The sequence below is a fragment of the Rothia sp. HMSC078H08 genome, assembly GCF_001808955.1.
GTDB lineage: Bacteria > Actinomycetota > Actinomycetes > Actinomycetales > Micrococcaceae > Rothia.
Genome location: NZ_KV795256.1, coordinates 351,453 through 377,754, shown reverse-complemented (window position 1 = coordinate 377,754; position 26,302 = coordinate 351,453). Strand labels below are relative to the sequence as shown.

19 protein-coding genes, 1 tRNA gene and 1 pseudogene are annotated in these 26,302 nt (G+C 58.2%); all 21 read left to right on the top strand.

The features are described from left to right. The first annotated feature begins 302 nt into the window (after positions 1-302). The 21 genes and pseudogenes from HMPREF2528_RS06885 (at position 303) to HMPREF2528_RS06795 (ending at position 25,852) form a co-directional block, all read left to right on the top strand. The gene (locus tag HMPREF2528_RS06885; RefSeq protein ID WP_070543417.1) at positions 303-1,424 is read left to right on the top strand and encodes a tetratricopeptide repeat protein; all 1,122 of its coding nucleotides are present in this window, start codon (positions 303-305) and stop codon (positions 1,422-1,424) included. Between the two features lie 188 nt (positions 1,425-1,612). Then, positions 1,613-2,650 (top strand): HAD-IIA family hydrolase, encoded by a 1,038-nt coding sequence (locus HMPREF2528_RS06880; protein WP_070543415.1) that lies wholly within the window; start codon positions 1,613-1,615, stop codon positions 2,648-2,650. Continuing rightward, the gene (locus HMPREF2528_RS06875) at positions 2,643-2,810 is read left to right on the top strand and encodes a hypothetical protein (RefSeq protein WP_005506658.1); all 168 of its coding nucleotides are present in this window, start codon (positions 2,643-2,645) and stop codon (positions 2,808-2,810) included. The genes HMPREF2528_RS06880 and HMPREF2528_RS06875 overlap by 8 nt, the downstream gene beginning before the upstream one ends. 107 nt (positions 2,811-2,917) lie before the next feature. Then, entirely contained in the window at positions 2,918-3,646 is a 729-nt protein-coding gene (locus tag HMPREF2528_RS06870; protein WP_070543412.1) for a TlyA family RNA methyltransferase, read from the top strand. A 217-nt stretch (positions 3,647-3,863) separates the two neighbouring features. After that, positions 3,864-4,184, top strand: a pseudogene (gene merR / locus HMPREF2528_RS09055) (Hg(II)-responsive transcriptional regulator); the annotation flags it as partial. 35 nt (positions 4,185-4,219) lie between these two features. Next, positions 4,220-5,878 (top strand): mercury(II) reductase, encoded by a 1,659-nt coding sequence (merA, locus tag HMPREF2528_RS09050; protein WP_083297888.1) that lies wholly within the window; start codon positions 4,220-4,222, stop codon positions 5,876-5,878. 324 nt (positions 5,879-6,202) lie between these two features. Next, entirely contained in the window at positions 6,203-7,240 is a 1,038-nt protein-coding gene (locus HMPREF2528_RS06865) for an NAD kinase (protein WP_141744447.1), read from the top strand. Between the two features lie 19 nt (positions 7,241-7,259). Further along, positions 7,260-8,978 (top strand): DNA repair protein RecN, encoded by a 1,719-nt coding sequence (gene recN, locus HMPREF2528_RS06860; protein WP_005506652.1) that lies wholly within the window; start codon positions 7,260-7,262, stop codon positions 8,976-8,978. Between the two features lie 340 nt (positions 8,979-9,318). Continuing rightward, positions 9,319-11,013 carry a CTP synthase gene (locus HMPREF2528_RS06855; protein ID WP_070543410.1) on the top strand — a complete coding sequence of 565 codons (1,695 nt, stop codon included), beginning with the start codon at positions 9,319-9,321 and terminating at the stop codon, positions 11,011-11,013. Positions 11,014-11,158: 145 nt separating this feature from the next. Continuing rightward, the gene (locus HMPREF2528_RS06850; RefSeq protein WP_070543408.1) at positions 11,159-11,827 is read left to right on the top strand and encodes an NUDIX domain-containing protein; all 669 of its coding nucleotides are present in this window, start codon (positions 11,159-11,161) and stop codon (positions 11,825-11,827) included. Between the two features lie 96 nt (positions 11,828-11,923). Further along, the gene (locus tag HMPREF2528_RS06845; protein ID WP_070506807.1) at positions 11,924-13,096 is read left to right on the top strand and encodes a site-specific tyrosine recombinase XerD; all 1,173 of its coding nucleotides are present in this window, start codon (positions 11,924-11,926) and stop codon (positions 13,094-13,096) included. Positions 13,097-13,190: 94 nt separating this feature from the next. Further along, positions 13,191-14,051: a ParA family protein gene (locus tag HMPREF2528_RS06840; RefSeq protein WP_005506637.1), complete on the top strand. Its 861-nt coding sequence runs from the start codon at positions 13,191-13,193 to the stop codon at positions 14,049-14,051. Between the two features lie 192 nt (positions 14,052-14,243). After that, on the top strand, positions 14,244-15,251 hold the full coding sequence (locus tag HMPREF2528_RS06835; RefSeq protein ID WP_070543405.1) for a segregation and condensation protein A: 1,008 nt from the start codon (positions 14,244-14,246) through the stop codon (positions 15,249-15,251). Then, a complete protein-coding gene (gene scpB / locus HMPREF2528_RS06830; RefSeq protein WP_070543403.1) occupies positions 15,226-16,248 on the top strand; it encodes an SMC-Scp complex subunit ScpB in 1,023 nt (340 codons plus the stop codon). Before HMPREF2528_RS06835 ends, scpB begins: the two co-directional genes overlap by 26 nt. A gap of 169 nt (positions 16,249-16,417) precedes the next feature. After that, positions 16,418-17,578, top strand: a complete 1,161-nt coding sequence (locus tag HMPREF2528_RS06825) for a pseudouridine synthase (protein ID WP_070543401.1) — start codon at positions 16,418-16,420, stop codon at positions 17,576-17,578. An 18-nt stretch (positions 17,579-17,596) separates the two neighbouring features. Further along, complete coding sequence (locus tag HMPREF2528_RS06820; RefSeq protein ID WP_070543399.1) at positions 17,597-18,766, top strand: prephenate dehydrogenase; 1,170 nt, start codon at positions 17,597-17,599, stop codon at positions 18,764-18,766. A gap of 54 nt (positions 18,767-18,820) precedes the next feature. Beyond that, positions 18,821-19,513, top strand: coding sequence for a (d)CMP kinase (cmk, locus tag HMPREF2528_RS09210; protein WP_070543397.1), 693 nt, complete (start codon positions 18,821-18,823; stop codon positions 19,511-19,513). Positions 19,514-19,624: 111 nt separating this feature from the next. Beyond that, complete coding sequence (gene der, locus HMPREF2528_RS06810) at positions 19,625-21,205, top strand: ribosome biogenesis GTPase Der (RefSeq protein ID WP_070543394.1); 1,581 nt, start codon at positions 19,625-19,627, stop codon at positions 21,203-21,205. Between the two features lie 240 nt (positions 21,206-21,445). Next, a tRNA-Pro gene (locus tag HMPREF2528_RS06805) sits at positions 21,446-21,519 on the top strand. Positions 21,520-22,098: 579 nt separating this feature from the next. Beyond that, positions 22,099-23,736 carry an L-lactate permease gene (locus HMPREF2528_RS06800; protein WP_070543392.1) on the top strand — a complete coding sequence of 546 codons (1,638 nt, stop codon included), beginning with the start codon at positions 22,099-22,101 and terminating at the stop codon, positions 23,734-23,736. Positions 23,737-24,229: 493 nt separating this feature from the next. Further along, entirely contained in the window at positions 24,230-25,852 is a 1,623-nt protein-coding gene (locus tag HMPREF2528_RS06795; RefSeq protein ID WP_070543390.1) for an L-lactate permease, read from the top strand. Positions 25,853-26,302: the final 450 nt, after the last annotated feature.

Here is a 26,302-nt window from a genome sequence, read left to right as displayed (position 1 = left end):
GGTACTGCACTTTTGTGGGTGTGGGAGAGTAGGTTATTGCCGCTTTATTATTCAATAGCCCCGGCTTCGCCGGGGCTATTTTTGTTTGGGGAGGTCGTTAGGCCTCCCCATTTGTCTTTAACATCCCATCAGTACGGGTGCGCGGAAGGTGCTCTCTATACTAGAATGGTATGGCTTATGTTTAGGCATTAGCGGGTGTATCTAAAGCACCCCTCATAGAGTTGATGCCTCAGGCAGCGGTTCGCCCGAATCGACTGCATACCCTACCCGCCCACACTGGCGGATACCTCCCAAGGAGATTCATGTCTGAGCCCCCCCGTCACGAGTCTAACGGCTCCGGCCCCCGCCAGCACCGCAAGAACAGCGGAGGAAAGGACTTCCGCTCCAAGAAGGGCGGCAAGAACTTTGGCGGCAAGGGCGGTTTCAAGCGTAACGACCGCGGAGGCAAGAAGTTCGACGGCCGTCGCTCCGACTCCCGATCCAAGGCACCTCGCTCCAACGGTCCCGAGGCTGAAGTACCTCGCGAAGAAGTACGCAGCATCGGTGGCCGTGCAGGCTACCGCCCCGCAAAGCCCAAGGCACCGGAAATTGATGACGACATCACCGGTCGCGAGCTGGACGGCGCAACCTTCCGTCAGTTGCGCGCCCTGGAACCTCGCAACGCAGAAACCGTCGCAAAGCACCTCGCCATGGCTGGTCGCTACCTCGACATCGACCCCGAATTTGCGCTGGAACACGCCGTTGCCGCATCCCGCAGTGCAGGCCGTATTGCCGCAGTACGCGAAGCCGTTGGCGTCGCCGCATACGTTGCAGAAGACTTCGAACTGGCACTGCGCGAACTGCGCACCCACCGCCGTATTAGCGGCTCCGTAGACCACCTGGCACTGCTGGTGGACTGCGAACGCGCGCTCGGCCGCCTGCCCAAGGCAATGGAAATGATTGCAGAATTCAAGAAGGAAGAACTGCCCGCTAACGTGCGCGTAGAGCTCGCCATCGTTGAATCCGGTATCCTCAGCGATCAGGGCAAGAAGTCCGAGGCCGTCGTAGCGCTGCAGATTCCTCAGCTGAACCCCAAGCGCGCCTTCGAGTACAGCCCCCGTCTGTTCAGCGCATACTCCGACGCGCTGGCTAACGCAGGCCGTAACCAGGAAGCAGAACGCTGGGCACGCCTCGCATTCATGGCAGAAGCAGCACTGGGCCAGGGCAATTTCGCAGAACCCGAAATCTTCGACATGTTCGGTGAAGCTGGCCTCTTCGAGCAGGAAGAGAAGTCCGTAGAACTCACTGAGACCGCAGAAGAAGCTGAAGAGACCGCTGAAGCTTCCGCAGAAGAGGAAGCAATCGAAACTGCAGAAGAAGTAGCTGAGGACGAGAAGACCGAAGCTCCCAAGACTGAAGAAGCAGAAGAAACCTCCGCAGAATAAGACTGCAGAGAATCTAAGAATTCTAAATACGTGACCTAAGTGTCAGCGTGAAACCGCTGGACGCCACACCCAAGCAGGGGAGAGCGTCCAGCGGTTTTCCATATAATCGCCCGAAGGCGACAACGCTAGAGTGTCTAACAGGTACGATTAATAGCGACAACCGCCAGAGACCCCGAGAGGAACACTCTATGACCACGAACGCACTCCTATCCCGCTACGATGCCCTCCTCTCCGATCTGGACGGTGTAGTCTACGCGGGTCCCTTCGCCATCGAAGGTGCACCCGAAGCGCTCAACCGCGCCGAAGAAGAACTCAATGTACCGGTCATCTTCGTCACCAACAACGCATCGCGCTCCGTAGAATCCGTAGCAGAGCACCTGCGTGAACTGGGCGTGCACACCCGAGCAGAACGAGTCGTCAGCTCCGCACAGGCAGGCGCCGCACTGCTCGCACAGCACGTACCCGCAGGCTCCAAAGTACTCATCACCGGCACCGAAGCACTCGCCGACTGCGTTCGTGCGGTAGGCCTCGAAACCGTACGCAAGGAAGAAGAAGGCCCCGTAGCCGTCATCCAGGGTTTCGACCCCAAGATCGGCTGGGAAGACCTCGCGGAAGCCGCCTACACCCTCGCAAACCCCGACATCCTCTGGATTGCAACCAACACCGACCAGAGCATCCCCAAGGAACGAGGCCAGGCACCCGGCAACGGAACCCTCGTAGCAGCCGTAGCAAGCGCAACCCGCCGCACCCCGCTCGTCGCGGGCAAGCCCGAAGCGCCCATCTTCCACACCGCAGCGCAGGCAGTAAACTCCAGCCGCCCCGTCATTGTGGGTGACCGCCTGGACACCGACATTCTCGGCGCCAACAACGCAAAGATGGACGGTGCCCTCGTCCTCACCGGCGTACAGACCTACCAGGACGTCATCGAGGCCGTGCCGAACCAGCGTCCGACCTATATTCTGCGCACCCTCGAGGACTTCTTCGCACCCTACCCCGAAATTGAGGTGCTCTACGAAGGCTATGAAGTCACCGCAACCGGCCCCACCTGGCAGGCCCGAGTTCGCGGTGAAAACCTGAGCCTGACCGGCCCCGAGATTGAAGACACCGAAGCATTCGCGGGCAGCGAGAGCGAAGCCGAAGCATGGCGTGTAGCCTGCGCGGCATGGTGGGCGGCAAACCCCGAACAGGGCGCACGCCCCAACATCCAGGGGATCCCCGGTGCCTAAAGAACCGGAGACTAATAGCACGGCAGAGGAAACCGCTGAGCTTGATGCAGAATTCGAGCGCCAACTCGCGGCGACCCTCGCCATGGATCCCGTAGAGCGCGTCAAGCGCCTCGAAACGATGAGTGAGCAGCTGGAGAAAGACCTCGAAAACCTCTCCTAGTTCGCGGCGGTGTCACCTCAGAACAGCAATGCTCTGAGGTGACACTAGATAACCCGTCACCAGACGATGACATCACCAGACGACGACAGAAAGAAGACAAGGACACCGTGCGCCTCGATAAATACCTGGTCGAAGCCGGATTCGTGAGTTCCCGAACCCTCGCCGCAAAACTCATCGCGGCAAGGGACGTGCAAGTCAACGGCAAGGTTGCGCGCAAGGCATCCATGATTGTGGGCCCGGAGGACAGCCTCTACGTGCGCCAGAGCGAGCTGACCGAATACGTCAGCCGTGCCGGCCACAAGCTCGCTGGTGCCCTCGACGCGTTCCCCGATATTGAGGTGGAGGGCAAGCGTTGCCTGGACGCGGGAGCATCCACCGGAGGCTTTACCGACGTACTGCTTCGTCGAGGAGCCGCCCACGTAGCCGCCGTTGACGTAGGACACGGACAGCTCGTGGACGCACTACGTGAAGAACCGCGAGTTGGCGTGTACGAAGGACTCAACGTTCGCTACATGAAGCCCGAAGACATCGGCGGGCAGGTCGAACTGACGGTCTCCGACCTCTCGTTCATCTCGCTGACCCTGGTTATGGAGGCGCTAGCGAACGCCACCGAAACCGGCGGCGACCTGGTGCTCATGGTCAAGCCGCAGTTCGAGGTCGGCAAGCATCGCATCGGACGTGGGGGAGTGGTGCACGAAGAATCCGCCCGCCGTGAAGCAGTAGAAAAAGTTCAGGCATCTGCGGTCAGCCACGGATTGCGTGTGATGGGTATGGAACCCAGCCCGCTCCCCGGACAGGACGGCAACGTAGAGTACTTCCTATGGTGCAAAAAATAAAGGGTCTTCGGAATATATAGTGGAATTACTTTCTTAATAGTTTAAAAACAACTGGTGTTTAAATCGGATTTTCTGGTGGGATGTTAGGATAATCAATAGTATTATATAAAAGTATCAATCACATACGAGTGATACTTTGGGAAAAAAATAAAATAGTCCAATTTACTTGACCGTGTACTATGGTACATGGTTTATAATATTCAGGGGGTGAAATAAGATGATTTATCGCATTAGTGAGTTTGCAGATAAATGTGGAGTTAATAAAGAAACGATCAGATATTACGAGCGAAAAAATTTATTACAAGAACCTCACCGAACGGAAGCTGGTTATCGGATATATTCATATGATGACGTTAAGCGTGTTGGGTTTAATAAACGAATACAGGAACTTGGTTTCTCTTTAAGTGAGATTTATAAATTACTTGGTGTTGTAGATAAAGATGAAGTTCGTTGTCAAGATATGTTCGAATTTGTTTCTAAAAAACAAAAGGAAGTGCAAAAACAAATAGAGGATTTAAAACGAATTGAAACTATGTTATAATAGAAACATTAACAAACGAAAGGAGCTTTTTTATGAATAAATTTAAGGTAAACATTTCAGGAATGACTTGTACGGGTTGTGAAAAACACGTAGAATCAGCACTTGAAAAGATAGGTGCTAAAAATATTGAGTCTAGTTATCGTCGTGGTGAAGCAGTATTTGAACTGCCCGATGATATTGAGGTTGAAAGTGCAATAAAGGCGATTGCTGACGCAAATTATCACCCGGGCGAAGCAGAAGAAATACAAGTGCAATCGGAAAAAAGGACAGATGTAAGTTTAAATGATGAAGGTAACTATGATTATGATTACATCATCATCGGTTCTGGTGGAGCTGCCTTTTCATCTGCCATTGAAGCCGTTACTTTGAACGCAAAAGTGGCTATGATTGAGCGTGGAACGGTGGGTGGAACTTGCGTTAATGTCGGATGCGTTCCTTCTAAGACCTTATTAAGAGCAGGGGAAATCAATCATCTAGCAAAAAATAATCCATTTGTGGGATTACACACTTCGGCTTCAAGTGTTGATTTAGCGCCATTAGTAAAACAAAAGAATGATTTAGTAACCGAGATGCGAAATGAAAAATATGTGAATTTAATTGATGATTATGGTTTTGAATTAATAAAAGGTGAAGCAAAATTCGTAAATGAAAATACAGTTGAAGTAAATGGCAATCAAATCACAGCCAAAAGATTTTTAATAGCTATAGGTGCTTCTTCAACTGCACCTAATATTCCCGGATTAGATGAAGTAGATTATTTAACAAGCACTAGCTTATTGGAATTAAAGAAGGTTCCAAATCGTCTTACCGTAATTGGTTCAGGATATATCGGCATGGAATTAGGACAACTATTTCATAACCTCGGGTCAGAAGTCACTTTGATTCAAAGAAGCGAGCGTCTATTAAAAGAATACGATCCTGAAATTTCAGAAGCCATTACTAAGGCCTTAACAGAACAGGGAATTAATTTAGTAACAGGTGCAACCTATGAACGAGTTGAGCAAGATGGAGACATTAAAAAAGTTCATGTTGAGATAAATGGTAAAAAGCGAATTATTGAAGCAGAACAATTGCTAATTGCCACTGGAAGAAAACCAAATACAGAATCATTAAACTTACATGCAGCAGGCGTTGAAGTTGGTTCCCGTGGTGAAATTGTCATTGATGATTATCTTAAAACGACCAATTCCCGAATTTATTCAGCTGGAGATGTCACTCTCGGTCCCCAATTTGTTTATGTAGCTGCTTATGAAGGTGGACTTGCTGCTCGTAATGCAATCGGAGGACTAAATCAAAAGGTCAATTTAGAAGTGGTTCCAGGCGTTACGTTTACTTCTCCATCGATTGCAACGGTTGGTTTAACGGAGCAACAGGCAAAAGAAAAAGGATATGAAGTGAAAACATCGGTATTGCCGTTGGATGCTGTTCCAAGAGCGCTCGTTAATCGGGAAACAACAGGTGTTTTCAAATTAGTGGCAGACGCGAAAACATTGAAAGTGTTAGGGGCGCATGTAGTGGCAGAAAACGCAGGAGACGTAATTTATGCAGCAACATTAGCTGTGAAATTCGGTTTAACTGTTGGAGATCTGAGAGAAACGATGGCTCCATATCTAACAATGGCAGAAGGATTGAAGCTGGCTGTCCTAACTTTTGACAAAGATGTTTCGAAATTATCTTGCTGTGCAGGCTAAGGGAACTTTTTTACAACTCCCTATTCAACGGTGTCGAAAGTAAATATAGTGCCGAAAATAAATAGTGCTAAGGCAGTCTGAGAGAAACCGCTCGGTAACGCAGGACGCGTTGAGGGCGGGGCTTTCTCAGGCTGCCGCGCTATTCGCAGGTATTTTTACAGGTATTTTTACAGGTATTTTAGAGATACCCCAGCCGTACGCTATTCGAAATAATTTTCTAAAAATATAGCTCTTTAGAAAATCTTCGAGAACATATTCGGTATGATAGGTGTAGATACACCATCTCAACATCCCGATCTCAACACCCGATGGGAGAGAGTCGTTATGGCAGAACACGAAAGCCACGCACCGCAGGAAGCAACCGCACAGGTAGTTGCCGCAGGTGCGCGTCATAGTTCCGAATACCACAGTTTCGAACGTCATGGTTTTGAAGACTCGGTGGAACAACGTCACCGTAAGATTCTCGTCTTCGCCCATGTGGGGCGCAAAGAAGCACGAGATGCCGCCCGACAGGCATGCACCCAGCTCTACGAAGAGGGACTCGCACCCGTCATGACTCGCTCCGATCTGGAAACCCTGAGCGAAAACTGGGACGAGCCCGTCCCCGTGCAGGTCGTCCATGAATCCGTGGCGCTCATCGATATTGAACTCGGCGTGGTACTCGGTGGTGACGGTTCGATTCTTCGCGCCGCAGAAATGGTGCGCCGAACCAGTGTTCCGCTCATCGGTGTGAACCTGGGGCACGTCGGCTTCCTTGCCGAATCCGAAGAGAGCGACCTGACCGAAACCGTTCGCTGCATCGTCAACAACGAATACACCGTTGAAGAACGCATGGCAATCGACGTGGAAGTCTGGAACGACGGCAAGCGCGTGCACAGCGACTGGGCGCTGAACGAAGCCAGCGTCGAAAAGGGCAACCGCGAAAAAATGATTGAAGTCATTATCGAGGTGGACTGCCGCCCGCTCAGCAGCTTCGGATGCGACGGCGTGGTCATGGGAACCCCCACCGGCTCGACCGCCTACGCTTTCTCCGGCGGCGGCCCGGTCGTCTGGCCCGAAGTTGAAGCAATTCTCATGGTGCCCCTCTCGGCTCACGCGCTCTTCGCACGCCCGCTGGTAGCAGCGCCGACCTCCACTCTGGCGGTAGAAATGATGCCCGGAAACGGCGCTTCCGGCGTGCTCTGGTGCGATGGCCGCCGAACCGTAGAGCTGGACCCCGGCTCCCGTATTGAGGTGAGACGCTCCGAAAAGTCGGTGCTGCTCGCCCGTATCCACCCGGCTCCCTTCTCAGAGCGACTGGTGCGTAAATTTGAGCTTCCGATCCGTGGCTGGCGCGGCCCGCAGGATACCGAGAAGCACTAAAGAAAAGGAACGAACGTTCGTGATTGAGGAAATCCATATTCGAGACCTCGGCATCATCACCGATGCGAGGCTCCCCCTCGAACCCGGATTCTCCGTGCTGACCGGCGAAACCGGCGCAGGTAAAACCATGGTCGTCACTGCCCTCGGCATGCTCCTGGGCGCCCGATCCGACGCATCCAGCGTGCGCAACGGCGCCAAGAGCGCCCTCGCCGAAGCAGTCATTCGCCTGCCCCACGGGCACCGCGCCCTTGAGCTTGCTGAAGAAGCCGGCGGCACCGCCGAAGACATCGACGAACAGACCTCCGAGCTGCTTCTGGCACGCACCGTCAACGCCTCGGGACGCTCCCGCGCGCATGTTGGAGGTTGCTCCGCGCCCATCGGAACCCTGTCTCAGATTGGTCAGACTCTTGTTGCAGTCCACGGCCAGTCCGATCAGTTGCGCCTCAAATCAGCGGCAGAGCAGCGCCAGTCCCTCGACCTGTACGCGGGTGAAGAGCTCGCCAACCTGCTTGAGAAGTACCGCGAAAACTACGAGCGATACCGCGCCGCCGCCGCAGAGCTGAAGGAAGTACGCGAAAACTCTCGCGCACGAGCCCTCGAAGCGCAGACCCTGCAGGGTGCCCTCGAAGAAATCAGCGCCGTCAATCCGCAGGCCGGGGAAGAAGAAGAGCTCAAAGCCGAAATGGTGAAGCTCATGAACGTGGAAGCGCTACGCATTGCCTCGGCAACCGCATCCGCAGCGCTCAGCGGTAGCGAGTACTCCACCGGCGACGAGCAGAGCGTCATGAGCTTGCTCGATGCAAGCCGCTCCGCGCTACAGGCGCAGGCAGACGCTGACGAAGAGCTTGCCTCCCTCGCGGCGCGCGTCAACGAGCTGCTGATTCTTGCCACCGACATCTCTTCGGATCTGTCCTCCTACATGGCCTCCCTGGATGTTGAAGGGCCCGAACGTCTGGCGCAGGTGCAGACTCGCCGCGCCCAGCTGGCGACCCTCACCCGCAAGTACGGTGCCGATATTGCTGAGGTCCTCGAATGGGCCGAAGAATCCCGCGCACGCCTTGAGACCCTGGTGGACGACCCGCAGCGACAGGAAACCCTGGAAACCGAGCTGGTACAGCTACGCAAGGTGCTTGGCGCCCAGGCAGAAGAGCTGACCGCCCTGCGCCGTGCCGCCGCGCAGAAACTGGCGGACGCCGTCAGCGAAGAGCTCACCGCTCTTGCCATGCCGAACGCCTCCCTGGTCGTGGAGGTTGCCGAAGCTGAAAAGTTCTCGGTGCACGGTCGAGACACCGTGACCTTCATGCTGGCCCCGCACCGAACTGCCGTGCCGCGCCCGCTCGGTAAGGGCGCCTCCGGTGGTGAGCTTTCCCGCGTGATGCTCGCCCTGGAGGTAGTGCTTGCCGAAGTGGATCCCGTGCCCACCTTCATCTTCGATGAGGTGGACTCCGGTGTGGGTGGTAAGGCAGCTATCGAAATCGGTCGCCGCCTTGCCATGCTCGCCCGACACGTGCAGGTTCTGGTGGTCACCCACCTGCCGCAGGTTGCCGCCTTCGCGGACCAGCACATCCTTGTGCTGAAAAATGATGACGCGTCCCTCTCGAAGGTCAAGGTACTTTCCGAAGAGGAACGCGTGGTGGAACTGGCGCGAATGCTCTCCGGGCACGATCAATCAGAATCGGCACGAGAGCACGCCCGCGAGCTGCTGGCAGCCGGTCGAGAAGTGCCGCAGGGGCGCTGAAACTGACGGCAAACCTGCAGGGAAATACATTGGGAAAGTGCTGGCAAAAGCGTCGAAAGATAGCATCTTTCGCACTAAAGACCATCAAAGGGACTGAAGTGCGCGAGCCTGCCCCGGAAAGTTGTCAGTACAGCCCAAGCCGGTGACCAACAGTGGTGCATGGAGTGCGGAGGATGTGAGATACTCTGTGCATACTCCTACACCTGCTTCTACACGGCGCGGCGGGAATAATAAATCCCCAGCTCCGTTTACAGTGGTGATAAGGACAAATAGGGGAGGGAAAACCGCCTGAGAGAATCCTCTCGCGGCAAAACCCTCTGCTTGGATAGCAGACAAGAAAATGGTAGGCTTAAATTCCGTGGTGAATGAAAAAAATAACGCTCTGAACGCGTCCTCTAACGACAAGGTAACCCGCCAGATTTTCGTGACCGGCGGCGTTGCATCTTCTCTCGGTAAGGGCCTGTCGGCCTCTTCCCTCGGTCAGCTTCTTCGCGCACGTGGCCTCTCTGTGACCATGCAGAAGTTCGACCCCTACCTGAACGTTGACCCCGGTACGATGAACCCCTTCCAGCACGGTGAAGTCTTTGTCACCGACGACGGTGCTGAAACCGACCTCGACATCGGACACTACGAGCGCTTCCTGGACGAAAACCTCGACCAGTCCGCTAACGTGACCACCGGCCAGGTCTACTCCTCCGTCATCGCAAAGGAACGCCGCGGCGAATACCTCGGCGACACCGTCCAGGTCATCCCTCACATTACCGACGAAATCAAGGCCCGCATGCGTCACGCAGCGGAAATTGACAACGCACCCGACATCATCATCACCGAAATCGGTGGTACCGTCGGCGATATCGAGTCCCTGCCCTTCATGGAAGCAGCACGCCAGGTACGCCGCGATGTTGGCCGCAAGAACGTCTTCTTCCTACACGTCTCCCTGGTGCCCTTCATCGGCCCCTCCGGCGAGCTCAAGACCAAGCCGACCCAGCACTCCGTCGCAGCACTGCGTGGCCTGGGTATCCAGCCTGACGGTCTGATCCTGCGCTGTGAGCGTGAGGTTCCCGTATCGCACCGTACCAAGATCGGTAACGCATGCGACGTGGACAGCGACGCAGTCATCTCCTGCGCCGACGCACCCAGCATCTACGACATCCCCAAGACCCTGCACAGCCAGAAGCTCGACGACTACATCCTCGACTACTTCGGCATTGAGGCTCCCGCACCGGACTTCACCCAGTGGGACCGCCTGCTCGACGCAGTGCACCGCCCCGCAGCAGAGGTGAACGTGGCCCTGGTCGGTAAGTACATCGACCTGCCCGACGCATACCTGTCTGTCTCCGAGGCTCTGCGCGCCGGCGGCTTCGCAAACAACGTGAAGGTCAACATCAAGTGGGTTGCAGCCGACCTGTGCGCAACCGACGAAGATGCCGACCACCAGCTGCGCAACATGGACGCAATCCTCGTGCCCGGCGGCTTCGGCATCCGCGGCCTGGACGGCAAGATCGGCGCCCTCAAGTACGCACGCGAGCACAAGATCCCGACCCTGGGTATCTGCCTCGGCCTGCAGTCCATGGTCATCGAGTACGCACGCAACGTACTGGGCCTGTCCGAAGCATCCTCCACCGAGTTCGATCCGGAAACCTCCGTACCGGTCATCGCAACCATCGAAGAGCAGAAGCAGTTCGTCGAAGGTGCAGGCGACCTGGGCGGCACCATGCGCCTGGGCCTGTACGAGGCAAACCTTGTTCCCGGCTCTCAGGTTGCTAAGGCGTACGGTGCAACCGAGGTTGCAGAGCGTCACCGCCACCGCTACGAGGTGAACAACGAGTACCGCGAGCAGCTTGAAGAAGCAGGCCTGCGCATCTCCGGTACCTCCCCGGACTCCTCTCTGGTTGAGTACGTGGAACTGCCCGCAGAGGCACACCCCTACTACGTGGCAACTCAGGCACACCCCGAGTACCGCTCGCGTCCGACCCGCCCGCACCCGCTCTTCTCCGGCCTGATTAAGGCTGCTCTGGAGCGCCGCGGCGCCTAACATCTAGGCACAAACGTTCAGCATCCCGCTCACCCCGCGCAGGGGAGAGCGGGATGCTTTCGTTTAAACCTGAACGTGCTTTAATCCGTGCCCGTACCTGACGCGCCAAACGTAGCGGGGCTAAGAAGCCGCCTACAATGAAAGAATGAGCAACAACCAGCAGATTATTGATGCACCCTCCGAACGCACCATCCGCACCCGCACCGTGAAGTACAGCGGCTACGTGATCGAAACGACCGTTGAAGAGTACGAACTCAACAAAAACACCGTGCTGACCCGCGACGTCGTGGAAATGCCCGGCGCCGTCGCCGTGGCGGTCCTCAACGACAACGACGAACTGCTGATGCTCAACCAGTACCGCCACCCGGTGCGCATGAACCTCTGGGAAGTACCCGCTGGACTGCTCGACATCGATGGTGAAGACCCTCTGGTCGCCGCGCAGCGCGAACTCGCCGAAGAGGCAGACCTGCAGGCAGAAACCTGGAACGCACTGACCGACTACTTCAGCAGCCCCGGCGCAACCAGTGAAGCGGGTCGCGTCTACCTGGCCCGCGACCTGAGCGAACTGCCCGCCGAAGAACGCATCGAGCGTACCGAAGAAGAGGCGGAGATGACCTACCGTTGGGTTCCCCTGCAGGACGCGGTGCAGTTGGTTCTGGACGGTAAAGTGCACAACGCGCTGGCCATCCAGGCGATTCTGGCCACCTACGCCGCCTCGGCGCGCGGCTTTGAGGGCCTGCGCGAAGCCGCCGGCGGCTGGGAATTCCACCCCTACATGGGGCATCGCCGACAGAAGCCGCAGACCTTCCGTTAGGGTTCGGAATCTTCTCGCCCGATCCCTCGAAGAGGCATTTCGCGCTACCGTGCGCATCCGAACAAACCCGAACGACCGCGTGAGAAGGGAAGAGATATGGCACAGCCCGCACTGAAGGGCGCTACCCCCGCGGTCGAGGGGGCCGGCGAACAGACCCCCCTGGAGCGGGCCATCGACCAGTACCTGGTGCATCTGCGGGTCGAGCGGGGTAGCAGCGAGAACACCATCGCCTCGTACGCGCGAGACTTGCGCCGCTACGCCGCGTACCTCTCCACCCTCGGGGTAATCGACCCCGAACGCATTACGACCGCGCAGGTGCGTTCATTTATGCGCGAGCTTGCCGCACCCACCGTGCCCATACCCGGCCTGGCCGCTCCAGCTAAAAAGCAGCCGGGGGAAGAGAACTCCGTGGATGCCGAGGAGGCCGCAGAATCCCTGGCCGTCCTCATCGCCGCCGAAGGGGGCCGCGGTACCGCGGCGGGGGAGCGGGAGAGCGGCGAGGGAAGCATCCCGTTGCCTCTAGGCCCTAACTCCATTGCCCGCACCATGGCCGCCGTGCGCGGAGCCCACGCCTTCTGGGTCTCTGCCTTTCTGGTGGAAAAAGACCCCGCCGCGACCGTGACACCGCCCAAAAACGTCAAGCGCCTACCCAAAGCTATTACTGTGGAGCAGATGCAGCGCCTCCTCGCCGTGCCGGATCGAGACACTCCCATCGGCCTGCGAAACCGCGCCATACTTGAATTCCTGTACGCCACCGGTGCCCGTGTGAGCGAAATGCTCAATGCCGATATCGACGACGTGCACTTTGAAGAAACCCTGACTGACGAGGACGGCAACGACATCACCCTCCCCGGGTACGTGCGGCTCTTCGGCAAGGGGAGCAAAGAACGCCTCGTGCCCCTCGGAAATTACGCCCACAAGGCCATTCAGGATTACCTGGTGCGTGCCCGCCCCTCCCTCGTAGCGCACGGTAAAGGCACCGCCGCGCTCTTCGTCAACGGACGAGGCGGCAGACTCGGACGCCAAGGCGCCTGGCTCATCCTCAAAGAAGCCGCCGAAGCCGCCGGGCTCAGCTCCGACTTCTCGCCGCACTCCATGCGCCACAGTTTCGCAACGCACCTGCTACAGGGCGGAGCCGATATTCGTGTGGTGCAGGAACTGCTCGGGCACGCCTCCATCGCGACCACGCAGGTGTACACGAAGGTCACGCCCGAGGGGCTCATGGAGGTGTACCGCATGGCGCATCCGCGTGCTCACGAGAGGGGATAAAACCCCGTCAATCCGCGGAACAGCCGCTCTTGAGGTAACCTTATAGACAACGCTTAAACTTTAAAACTTCGAATTCATTGATGAAGGTGAACCATTGACTGAAGCTCAGGCTCAAGAACTCGGCCCCACCGGTCGACCCCTGCGCGTATACCCCGACCCGGCTCCGCTGAGCAGCCACGGTCCCGCCCGCATTATCTCTATGGTGAATCAGAAGGGCGGCGTGGGTAAGACCACCTCCACCATTAACCTGGGCGCGGCGCTGGCAGAATGCGGCCGTAAGGTGCTGCTGGTCGACTTCGACCCGCAGGGTGCTCTCTCCGCCGGTTTCGGTGCGAACCCGCACGAACTGGACCTGACCGTCTACAACGTCATGATGGACCGCAAGGTCGACATCAAGGACGTCATCCTGCCTACCGGCGTGGAGAACATCGACCTGCTGCCCGCCAACATTGACCTCTCCGCAGCTGAAGTTCAGCTGGTCAACGAAGTGGCTCGCGAGCAGGTTCTCGCCTCGGCACTGCGCAAGGTCCGTGACGAATACGACGTCATCCTCATCGACTGCCAGCCCTCCCTGGGCCTGCTGACCGTCAATGCACTGACCGCTTCCGAAGGGGTCATCATTCCGCTGATTTGTGAGTTCTTCGCGCTGCGCGCCGTCGCACTGCTGGTCGACTCCATCGAGAAAGTTCAGGATCGACTGAACCCCGACCTCGAAATCTCCGGCGTACTTGCCACCATGTTCGATGCGCGCACCATCCACTCCAAGGAAGTTCTGGCACGCATCGTGGACGCATTCGGCGACAAGGTCTTCGACACCGTCATCAAGCGCACCGTGAAGTTCCCGGACGCATCGGTGTCCGCTGAGCCGATTCTCAGCTACGCCTCCAGCCACCCCGGCGCGGAAGCATACCGCCAGGTGGCACGCGAACTGATCTACAAGGGCGGCGCACGCTAAAGCCCCCACACCTATACGCCCTCTGCTGAGGTGATTCTCACCCTTGAGTCACACCGGCAGAGGGCGTATAATTGTGTGGATTCTAAAGACCCCGCACACTGCTTACGCCGAAAAAGTAGGCGAAGTAAAAGCCGCATCTGAGACGGCACCAACAAAGCCGGGGAGAATAAACCTAAGGAGAATAGGTCGTTTATGACCACGAACGTCGCTGCCGTGAGGGTACCGACACCGAACGCAGACACCGCCGCAAACGCCCGGACTGAGGGCCGCGGCCTGCAGAACCCGGGTTTCACCCTCACCCTCAGTAATTTTGAGGGTCCCTTTGATCTTCTACTGACCCTGATTTCGCGCCGCAAACTCGACATTACCGAGGTGGCGCTTGCAGAGGTTACCGACGAGTTCCTCGCATACCTGCACGCCCTCTACGCTGAAGGCACCGAACGTGCACTCGACGAAGCCAGCGAATTTCTGGTCACCGCCGCAACCCTGCTGGAACTCAAAACCGCACGCCTGCTCCCGCAGCATCGTGAACCCCTCGAAGAGGACGTTGCACTGCTGGAGGCGCGCGACCTGCTTTTCGCCCGTCTGCTGCAATACCGCGCCTACCGCGAAGTCGCCGATATTTTTGCTGAACGCTGGGCGCAAGAAGCGCAGCGTTTTCCCCGTGCGGTAGCCCTCGAAGAACGATTCGCCCAGGCGCTACCCGAGCTGGTCTTCACCGGAGGTGCCGAAGAGTTCGCCCGCATCGCCGCAGCAGCGCTGAGCCGAACCCCCAAAGAGTCCGAACCGGAACCCGAAGAAATCGTTGAAGAACTCAACGAGCACCTGCACGTTCCGCTAACCACCATCGCGGCTGAAGAACACTACATTCTGCACAGCCTGCTCGATACCGCGGCGCGGGAGCTGAGCTTCGCCGAACTGGTTCAAGGATCCGGCGAACTAGAAATCGCGGTGGTTCGTTTTCTCGCCCTGCTCGAGCTCTACAAAGAAGGCGCCCTGCACGTGGAACAGGACACACCGCTCGGAGCCATTCGGGTACGTGCGAGCGCGAGCGCTGCACAGTTCGTGATTCGCGAAGCAACAGACACTCAGGATGCGCATGAAATCGGTGAAGCGTCTGAATCACCCGAAGTGAACGAATCTGAAGCTAACACGGAACCGGTAGAGGAGGATTATGAGTATTCACGGCTCACGCTTTGACCGTGAATTCACCCCTGATGACCTTGCCATCGTGAACATGGGCTACTGGGATCCGAACGCGGATGAGGATTCGGAACAGGCTGACTCGGCGCCGGTAGAGGTAGCAGAGACGGTAGAGACTGAGAGCTCAAAGCCTGCTGAGGCGGACGCTGAGCCTGCTGAGCACGAGGTAGCAGCAGCCCCTCTGGGCACTGAGGTTGCCGAAAAAGCTGAGGACGCTGAAACGGTAGAGGACTCCGATAATTCCGAAATCCCTGAGGAATCGCAGGAAACTGCGCCCCGCGAGTCGAAGAAACCGGAAGCGAAATCGGTAGCGAAATCGGCAAAGATTCCGGCGGGAGGCCCCTCCACCGCACCCAGCGTGGCGGTCGATGCCGAAGCCGAATTTTCCAAGGTCGAGGCAATCCCCGGTGGCGTCAAAAGCGCCATCGAGGCGATCCTCGCCGTTGCCGAAGCGCCCGTGAGCGTGCGTGAACTCTCCGCCGCTCTCATCGTCAGCGAACGCGCTGTTGAGCACGCGCTCGACCAGTTGTACCGCGAGTACAACGGCGAAGAAAGCGGCTACGGAGAAGACGAAAACCGGGTGGCGCCCGAACCGCGCGGATTCCAGCTGCGGAACATCGCAGGAGGCTGGAAGCTCTACGCCCGCGACGACTTCGCCCCCTGGGTGGCACGCTTCGTGACCCGCTCCAAGAGCGCGACGCTGAGCAAGCCCGCCTACGAGACGCTCGCCGTGATTGCCTACCAGCAGCCGGTGACCAGGGCGAGGGTAGCCTCCATTCGAGGCGTAAACGCGGACGCGGCAATCCGTCAGCTACTGCAACGGCAGCTGATTCGTGAGGCTGGTCGTGAATCCGGAAGCGGCGCGACCCTCTACGAAACCACGGAGCTGCTGCTGGTGAAGCTCGGGTTGAACTCCCTGGAGGAGCTGCCGGCGCTTGCGCCCTTCCTGCCCGACGACACGGAGGCGGCGGTCCTCGCCGAAGGTAACGACTAGCCCGCCAGCTACAGCCGTTTCGGCAATAACGAAACGTCCAACGGTTCTGCTGAAAACCTGCGGCAGAACTACCCGGATAAGCGCCCTTGGCGCTGACATAAACACCGCATATTCGGTGCCGGGCACAAAGACTAACAAGAACTACAACGACAGAAAAGAGAAGAACACCATGGCATATGGAAACTCCTCCCGCGGCGGCCGCTCTGCATCCGGTCGCCCCCAGAACTCCCGCGGTGGCCGTCCCGGCGCCGGTCGTCCCGGTCAGGGCGGTAAGCCCGGCGCTAAGGGCGCATCCGCACGCGGCGGTCGTCCCGGCGCACCGAAGAGCGGCGCAGGCAAGGGTGGCGCAAAGGGCTTCGGCGAGAAGAAGTTCGGTGACAAGAAGTTTGGCGAGAAGAAGTTCGGCGCAGGCCGCGCAGGTTCCGGCCGAGGCCGCGGTACCGAACTGCCCAAGCGCGAACGCCGCGCACCGGGCCGCCCCTACCGCTCCGGCGAAGCCTTCGCAAACGAGCGCGGCGAATACCGCGTCAGCAACTACGCCGGCCCGCACCGCCCCCGCCGCCCCCGCAACGCCCCGGTAGACCACTACGAGTTCTACGACCACGACGGCGTGCGCCTGCAGAAGCTGCTGGCTCAGGCCGGTGTGGCATCCCGCCGCGTCTGCGAAGAAATGATTACCGAAGGCCGCGTTACCGTCAACGGTGAAGTCGTGACCGAACTGGGTGTGCGCGTGGACCCCTCCAAGGTGACCGTGCAGGTGGACGGCATGACCGTTCAGACCAACGACAAGCTCGTCTACATGGCATTCAACAAGCCCGCCGGCGTGGTCTCCACCATGGAAGATCCCGAAGGTCGCCCCTGCATCTCTGACTTCCTGCGTTCCTCCATGAGCGAGCGCGTGTTCCACGTGGGCCGCCTGGACGTCGAAACCGAGGGTCTGCTGCTGCTGACCAACGACGGTGAACTGGCGAACCGCCTCACCCACCCCTCCTACGAGGTGCCCAAGACCTACCTGGTGCAGGTTCCCGGCCCGATGGAGCCCGGCGTCGGCGCAGCCATGAAGAAGGGTATTCGCCTGGAAGACGGTGTGACCCGCGTGGACGAGTTCAAGCTGGTGGACTCCACCCCTGGCCACGTGCTCGTTGAGGTGACCATCCACTCCGGTAAGAACCGCATTGTGCGCCGCCTCTTCGACGCGGTCGGCTACCCGGTCGAGCGCCTGGTCCGTGTCGAGATGGGCCCGATTCGTATTGGTTCGCAGAAGCAGGGCACCGTCCGTAACCTCTCCAAGGTCGAGATCGGTCACCTGCTCGCTTCGGTGGACATGTAATAACGCTAAGGAGTTGTCATGAGCTCGCCCGCTGAGCTTTCCGCATCTGAGCTGCCCATGGACTCAACGCTAACCGGGCCGGTGCTCATTATCGGCTCGGGTCTGCTGGGTGCCTCCATTGGTTTGGGGTTGCGTGCGGCAGGATGCGAGGACGTGTACGTCCAAGATATTTCACCCACCGCCGAGGCAGTGGCGCAGGATATTGGTGCCGGTACAAGCATCTCCACCCTGTCGGAGGAGGAACGCGCCGCGTTCGCCCCGCAGCTGGTGGTGGTGGCGGCGCCTCCGGATAGTGCCGGTGCCGTGTGCGCTCGCGCGTTGAACACCTATGCGCCTCGACCGGAGGCGGGCTACCCCGGCGCCGTGGTGACGGATGTTGCCTCGGTGAAGGTGCAGCCGCTGGCTGATGTGCTTGCCTCGGGTGCGGATGCGTCCCGTTACGTGGGTTCGCATCCGATGGCTGGACGTGAGAAGTCTGGCCCGGTGGCTGCTCGCGGTGAGCTGTTCCAGGCGCGTCCGTGGATCATCTGCGAGCACGATTCGGTCCGCCCCGAGTGTGTGCGCCTGGTGCGTTCTGTTGCGGTGGAGCTGGGCGCGATTGTGACTTCTCTGGGCGTTGAGGAGCATGATCAGACGGTTGCCCTGATCTCTCATGTGCCGCAGGCGATGAGCTCGCTGTTGGCTTCGCGTCTGCAGGACACTCCGCTGTATGCGCTGTCTTTGGCGGGTCAGGGCTTGCGCGATACGGTGCGTATCGCGGCTTCGGACCCGACGCTGTGGGTGCAGATTTTTGCGGCGAACGCTGACCCGATTGTGAAGACCCTCTACGGGGTGCGTGATGACCTGAACCGCCTCATCGCGACGCTGGAGAACCCGACGGCATCCGGCGCTCGCCTGGATTTGGCGCAGCTGATGAGCGAAGGCAACGCGGGCGTGAGCCGTATTCCGGGTAAGCACGGTACTGCCCCCGCCGCGTTTGCAAAGATGACGGTGCTGGTGGACGACACCCCCGGCACGCTGGCTCGTTTGCTTGCCGAGATTGGTGAGCTGGGCGCGAACCTTGAGGATTTGCGTCTGGAGCACTCGACGGGTGCCCCGGTGGGTATGGCTGAAATCTCGGTCAATCCGTCTATTCATGAGGCACTGGTCCGCGATTTGTCGGCTCGCGGTTGGCGTGTTGTGAAGTAGAGTTAAAGCTGTATTTTCCGGCATAAAGTTTGAGACGAATTTTAAGGAGTGCTGATGCACGAGAACCCTAAACTGACGATTGCTATTGACGGTCCCTCCGGTTCCGGTAAGTCGTCTGTGTCTAAGGAAGTTGCACGCCACTTTGGCCTGGCGTACCTGGACACCGGTGCAATGTACCGTGCCGCAACCTACCGTGTGCTGGAACTTGGCATTGACCTGAACGACGCTGAGGCGATCGCGAAGGCTGTCGAGGAGATGCCCCTGGTGTTCGGTACGAACATTAAGGAAGAAGAGATTCTGATGGGCTCGACCGATATCCGTGAGGAGATTCGTAGCGAGCGCATTTCTTCGGCTGTGTCTGCTGTGGCTTCGGTTCCGGCGGTTCGTGAGCACCTGATTGGTCTGCAGCGTTGGATGATTGACCACGCTATTAACGGCATGGTCGCTGAGGGCCGCGACATCACCACCGTGGTTGCTCCCGACGCTGATGCGCGCATCCTGCTGACTGCTTCTGAAGAGGTGCGCATGGCGCGCCGCGGCCTGGAGAACTCCGAGAAGTCGGGTGCTTCGGGTGATTTGAGCAAGCAGATCGCTGAGCGTGATGCGAAGGATTCGAAGGTCAATAACTTTATGGAAGCTGCCGAGGGCGTGACCCTGGTGGACAGCTCGGACCTTGATTTTAATGCGACGGTCTCTGCAGTGATTAATGCTGTGAATGACCAGTTGAAGGCGAAGCGCGAGGGCTAGGCCCCGCCGAAACGCTGGGGGAGTGGTGCAGCCGCTCTCGCGAAGACGTTGAGCCGCGCTCGCGTGCTGACCTTTGGGTTGGGCGTGGGGCGGGTAGAGAAAGGAATGCGCATGGCTGAGGACGCTATCCGCGACGATTACGAAGATAAGTACCTGGGCGGTGGCGAGGACGACGTTATCGAGCGCCTCGCTGAGATTGATGATGAGACTGCTGATCAGCGTGCTCAGGCTCTTCTTGAGGGTCTTGAGGACTACGACCTGGATGAAGAGGACCGCGCCCTGCTGGGTGCTTGGGGCTTCGACATTGAGGAAGAGGAAGAGCAGCTCGCTGATCCGGTAGTGGCGATTGTTGGCCGCCCGAACGTGGGTAAGTCGACCATCATTAACCGTATTCTGGGCCGCCGTGAAGCGGTGGTTGAGGATAAGCCGGGTGTGACTCGTGACCGCGTGTCCTATAAGGCTGAGTGGCTGGGTAAGAGCTTCACCCTGGTTGATACCGGTGGTTGGGAGTCTGACGCTCGCGGTATTGACGCTCAGGTTGCTGAGCAGGCTGAGATTGCTGTGGAGCAGGCCGATGTTGTGGTCCTGGTGGTTGACGCCCGCGTGGGTGTGACCGCTTCGGATGAGCAGATTGTGCGTATGCTGCGCCGCGTGAAGAAGCCGATCGTTCTGATTGCTAACAAGATTGATGACGCTCACCTGGAGCCGGAGATTTATAACCTCTGGTCGCTGGGTATGGGTCAGCCGTTCCCGGTGTCGGGTCTGCACGGTCGCGGCCTGGCGGATGCCCTGGACGAGATTCTTGAGGTCATGCCGGAGCACTCGCAGTTCGCTCAGCCGGAGGCGCTGGGCGGCCCGCGTCGTGTGGCTCTGGTGGGTCGCCCGAACGTGGGTAAGTCTTCGCTGCTGAACAAGCTGGCTGGTTCTGAGCGTGCCGTGGTGAACGACCTGGCTGGTACGACTCGTGACCCGATTGACGAGATTATTGAGCTGGGCGGCTACCCCTGGCGTTTCGTGGATACCGCGGGTATTCGCCGTCGTCAGCACATGGCTAAGGGCGCGGAGTTCTACTCTTCGCTGCGTACTCAGACTGCTCTGGAGCGTTCTGAAGTTGCCGTGGTGCTGCTGGATGTTTCCGAGCCGATCTCTGAGCAGGACGTGCGTATCGTGCAGACCGTGATTGATTCGGGTCGTGCGATGGTCCTGGCATTCAATAAATGGGATACCCTCGATGAGGACCGCCGCTACATGCTTGAGCGCGAGATCGAGCGCGACCTGGCGCACGTGCAGTGGGCTCCTCGCGTGAACATTTCGGCGAAGACCGGCTGGCACAAGGACAAGCTGGTGCCCGCCCTGGAGCACTCGCTGGAGTCGTGGGATTCGCGTATTCCGACCGGTCGCCTGAACGCGTTCCTGGGCGAGATTGTGGCCGCGCATCCGCACCCGCTGCGTGGTGGTAAGCAGCCGCGTATTCTCTTCGGTACTCAGGTGTCTTCGCGTCCGCCGAAGTTCGTGCTCTTTACTACCGGCTTCTTGGACCCGGGTTACCGTCGCTTCATTATGCGTCGTTTGCGTGAGACTTTTGATTTCACGGGTACTCCGATTGAGATTTCGATGCGTGTGCGTGAGCGCCGTTCCCTGGGTGAGCGTCAGAGCGCGAAGGCTAAGAAGGGCAAGAGCGGCCGCCGCTAGTAGCGGTACGTACCTGCTTGGTGCCGTGTTGCTGGGCTGGCTCCCTTGCTAGGCTTGTGCTAGGCTTGGCTCCCGCGCGCTGGATTCTGTGCGGAAAATCTGCACGAAAAATCCGTGAGGAAAAGATTTTTAAGATTTTTTCTAAAAATAGGGATTCTGGCTTGCGCGGGGGTTAAAAGCCCGGTATAGTTATTCGAGTGTTCAGGGGAAACCTTGAAAACAATATCGTGAATAACGAATCGGGTTGTGGCGCAGCTTGGTAGCGCACTTGACTGGGGGTCAAGGGGTCGCAGGTTCAAATCCTGTCAACCCGACAGATAAAGCTCCGGAAGGTTTTCCTTCCGGAGCTTTTTGTATGCCGTTTAGTGGTTTTTGTTTTGCTTGCTTGGATGGGGAAATACGGGAGTCGGTGCCAAATACACGGCTGGAAGCACTGAAGGGCGCTCTCTTCCTTGGGATGGCGGGGGAGGGGCCGGCATTGCACCTGTAAAGCGGTGGGTCTTTAGGTTAGTGTGCAATTATGAGCTTCGATCTAAATGTTGGAATATGCCCGATTTTGTGGGTGATGGGTGGTACATTGGGTACACAAGGAATCGCGTTTTAGCGGTCAGAAATTTTAGCTTTGGCACTGAATTTCCCTTGACAAATCAAGGAATATTTAGGTTTCTGTGACTAAAACACGACTTCATACACACTGAATTTCATAGCCGCAAAACCAACACGAACCCAAGTGAAGGCATATATCCCCAGAGGATAGCGCCCATAACGCATAAAACAGCTAGGTGCACGCACCTGCAACACACGGCACACACGCCGCCACAAGCGTCGCTGGGAAGGTTTTACGGCACAACTCGATCCCGCCCCCGTGGGCGTGGAAAGGAACGCAATAAACCATGTGGCAGCAAGTCTACGACCCGCTGAACTCGAGCGCGCTCTCCGCACTTGTAGCAGCAGTCCCGATTATTTTCTTCCTTCTGGGCCTCACCGTCCTGAAGCTCAGCGGTATTAAATCTGCCGTTATCTCCCTCGTTCTAGCTCTCCTCATCGGTTGCGCTATCTTCGGTATGCCCGTCACCGCAGGTGCAGGCTCCATCCTCTACGGTTTCCTCTCGGGCATGTGGCCCATCGGCTGGATCGTTCTCATGGCAGTGTGGCTCTACCGCATTTCCGTGCGTTCCGGCGGCTTCGAAATCGTTCGTTCCTCCATCTCCTCCATCTCTACCGACCAGCGCATCCAGATGCTGCTGATTGCATTCTGCTTCGGCGGCTTCCTTGAAGGTGCTGCAGGCTTCGGTATCCCGATTGCTATCTGTGCTGCACTGCTCGTGTCCCTGGGCTTCAACCCGCTCAAGGCTGCAATGTTCGCACTGATTGCTAACGTGAGCTCCGGCGCATATGGCGCTATCGGTATCCCCGTGACCACCGCAGCAACCCGCGGTGGCGTGGACCTGCACGGTCTGTCCACCGAGCTGGTCCTGGTTATCCAGATCATCGCAGCTCTCATCCCCGTACTGCTCGTGGCTATTCAGGACGGCATCCGCGGTATCCGCGAAGTCGGTCTGGTAGCTCTCATGGTCGGCGTTATCTACTCCGGTGGCCAGTCCGTTCTGCTCGCAACCCTGGGTAACCCCGAGCTCGTTGACATCATCCCGCCGCTGCTGGCACTGGTCGCTCTGGCACTGGTCATGCAGAAGTGGCAGCCCAAGCACATCTTCCGCGAGCCCACCGCTCCCTCCCTGGAAGAAGTTCAGGCTCAGCAGAGCGTCAAGCACACCAGCGGCGAAATCCTCAAGGCTTGGAGCCCCTTCGTCTACCTGTCCGTCGTGATTCTGCTCTGGTCCACCGCTCTGAAGCCCCTCTTCGCTGCTAAGGGCGCGCTCGGCTTCACCAACATCTCCTTCCCCCTGCCCTGGCTGCACCAGAGCATCTCGCAGGCGGCACCGATTGTTGCAACCCCCAAGCCTATCGACGTGACCTACACCTGGAACATTGTGGGCGCATCCGGTACCGCAATTCTGGTGGCTACCATCATCACCATCCTGACCTCCTCTATTAGCTGGGGTGAGGCTATCGAGGAGCTCGGCGGCACCTGGAAGCAGCTGCAGACCCCGATCCTCATGATTTGCCTGGTCATGTCCGTTGCTAACGTCATGAACTACGCGGGTATGATTACCTCCATCGCACTGGCTGTTGCCGCTGTGGGCGCAATCTTCCCGCTGCTGTCCCCGATTATCGGTTGGATTGGCGTGTTCGTGACCGGCTCCGTGGTGAACAACAACATCCTCTTTGCAGGCCTGCAGGCTACCACCGCACAGCAGATTGGCGTCAGCCAGACCCTGCTGGTTGCATCTAACACCGCTGGTGGTGTGATGGCGAAGATCGTTTCCCCGCAGTCCATCGCAATTGCAGCTGCTGCTGTGAACAGCTCCGGCGAGGAATCGAAGATTACCTCCATGGCGATCAAGTACAGTGCAGCTCTGCTGGCTATCACCTGTGTTTGGGTTTACGTCCTGTCTCTGGTCGGCATCTAAACAGCGTGAGAACCCGATGCGTGTAGCCTACCTTCTCTGAAGGTAAGGTGCCCGCGACACGGTTGAGCGAAAGCCCCTTCTACTTCGGTAGGAGGGGCTTTTGCGCGTCTGTGTTTGTGTGCTGGGGAGGAGGTTTGTGGCTAAGGAGCGCAATTATGCACATAAGTTTCATTTGTGCACACTTAAGGTCACCCTATCCTGAAGTCTCGAGGAAGACCTGTTAGCTTAGACAGATAAAGTCAAGAGCACCTAGTGAGAGGGAAAGGTTCCGCTCACCGCCGCCGCGCCCCGGTATATTGCCTCGGCATATCGCCACGTCATACAACCAAACGCCCGGCAGCTCAAGACCATCACGCTTCACCGATGGACCCATCCACGACGCAAGGACCGGGGCCATCGGTTTTTATGCGGCCTAATGCTTCCATACAGCGCAGGCGCCGTACCGGAAGAAGCGACCGCTAATACACACAGACCGAAAGGAACACCCGCCCCAATGTGGCAGCAAACCTACGACCCGCTAAACGCACCGGTGCTCTCCGCACTGGTTGCCGCAGTGCCCATCATTCTCTTCCTGCTGGGCCTGACCGTCCTGAAACTCAGCGGTCTCAAATCAGCGCTGCTGACCCTCGGCACCACCCTCATCATCGGCTGTGCCATCTTCGGCCTGCCTATCACCGCAGGCGCCGGTTCCATCCTCTCTGGCTTCCTCTCGGGCGCATGGCCCATCGGCTGGATCGTACTCATGGCGGTGTGGCTCTACCGCATCGCCGTGCGCGCCGGTAACTTCGACATTGTGCGGGCATCTGTCTCCTCCATCTCGAACGATCAGCGCATCCAGGTGCTGCTGATTGCCTTCTGCTTCGGTGGCTTCATCGAAGGCGCGGCAGGCTTCGGCATCCCGATCGCTATCTCTGCTGCACTGCTGGTATCCCTGGGTTTCAACCCCCTCAAAGCATCCATGCTGGCGCTGGTAGCCAACGCCGCATCCGGCGCATACGGCGCTATCGGTATTCCCGTGACCACCGCAGCTAAGGTCGGCGGCCTGGACACCGCGCACCTGTCCGCAGGCATGGTTCCGGTACTGCAGATCTTCGTCGCCTTCGTGCCGCTGCTGATGGTCGCAATCCAGGACGGTATGCGCGGCATCCGCGAGGTCGGTCTCGTAGCGCTCATGACCGGCGTCATCTTCTCCGGCGGTCAGGCAGCTATCCTGACGCTGCTCGGCTCTCCCGAACTGGTCGACATCATCCCGCCGCTGCTGTCCCTGGTAGCACTGGCACTCATCATGCAGAAGTGGCAGCCCAAGCACATTTTCCGCGAACCCACCGCGCCCAACCTCGAAGAAGCCCAGGCACAGCAGAACGTCAAGCACACCGGCGGCGAGATTGTTAAGGCGTGGAGCCCCTTCATCTTCCTCTCCGCAACCATCCTGCTCTGGTCCACTGCCCTGAAGCCGATTTTCGCAACCAATGGCCTGCTCGGCGCTGCAACCCTGGCATTCCCCATCCCCGGCATTCACGAAGCCATCACCACCGGTGCCGGCAAGACCGTGACCGCGATGTTCTCCTGGAACACCCTGGGCGCATCCGGCACCGCAATTTTGGTAGCGGCACTCATCACCATCCTGACCTCGAATATCAGCTGGGGCGAAGCCTTCGAAGAACTCGGCGGTACCTGGAACCAGCTGAAGATGCCGATCCTCATGATCTGCCTGGTCATGTCCGTCGCGAACGTCATGAATTATGCCGGTATGACCACCTCCATCGCTCTGGCGCTCGCGGCAGCCGGCCCGGTCTTCCCGCTGCTGTCCCCGATCATCGGTTGGATTGGCGTGTTCGTGACCGGCTCCGTGACCAATGCTAACGTGCTCTTCGCGGGCCTGCAGTCCACCACCGCAGCCCAGATCGCTGTTGACCCGACCCTGCTTGTTGCCGCAAACACCGCCGGTGGCGTGATGGGTAAGATTGTCTCCCCGCAGTCCATCGCGATTGCGGCGGCGGCTGTGAACAGCGCAGGCGAGGAATCGAAGATTACCTCCATGTCCATCAAGTACAGCGCTATTCTGCTGGGCCTGGTCTGCGTCTGGTCCTTCGCCCTCTCGCTCATGGCTGGCTAAAGCCATTCGTGAGCCTCACACCAGGGCAGATAGCGGCATGACGCTGAACCCCTGATGATTCTGATGCAAAGCCCCCTTCTCGACCCGTGCGGTCGGGGAGGGGGCTTTGTCTTATCTGCCGCCGTATAGGTTTGGCTCGGGTAGCAGAAAGGGATTGACCGGAGAAAAATTACCGACAAGAGCTAAATCGTAATGACTCTTAACTAGCGTTTCACACTGTAAAAGCACCCAGTACCTAGCAAAGGACCCACATGCCACAGTGATACAGTTCTCAGTGGGCATTGGCGCCGTAGGCGAGAGCACGAGCTAAGGAACTTTTAGCTTCGAGGCCTCCAACGAGAGAACCAACGCCCCGCATCGTGGAAATATCCTTCCCCGCGCCCCCTGCCTTCAGCCAAGGCTACAACACAGACACATGATGTTGCTACGCCTTTCACGTTCAGGGACCCT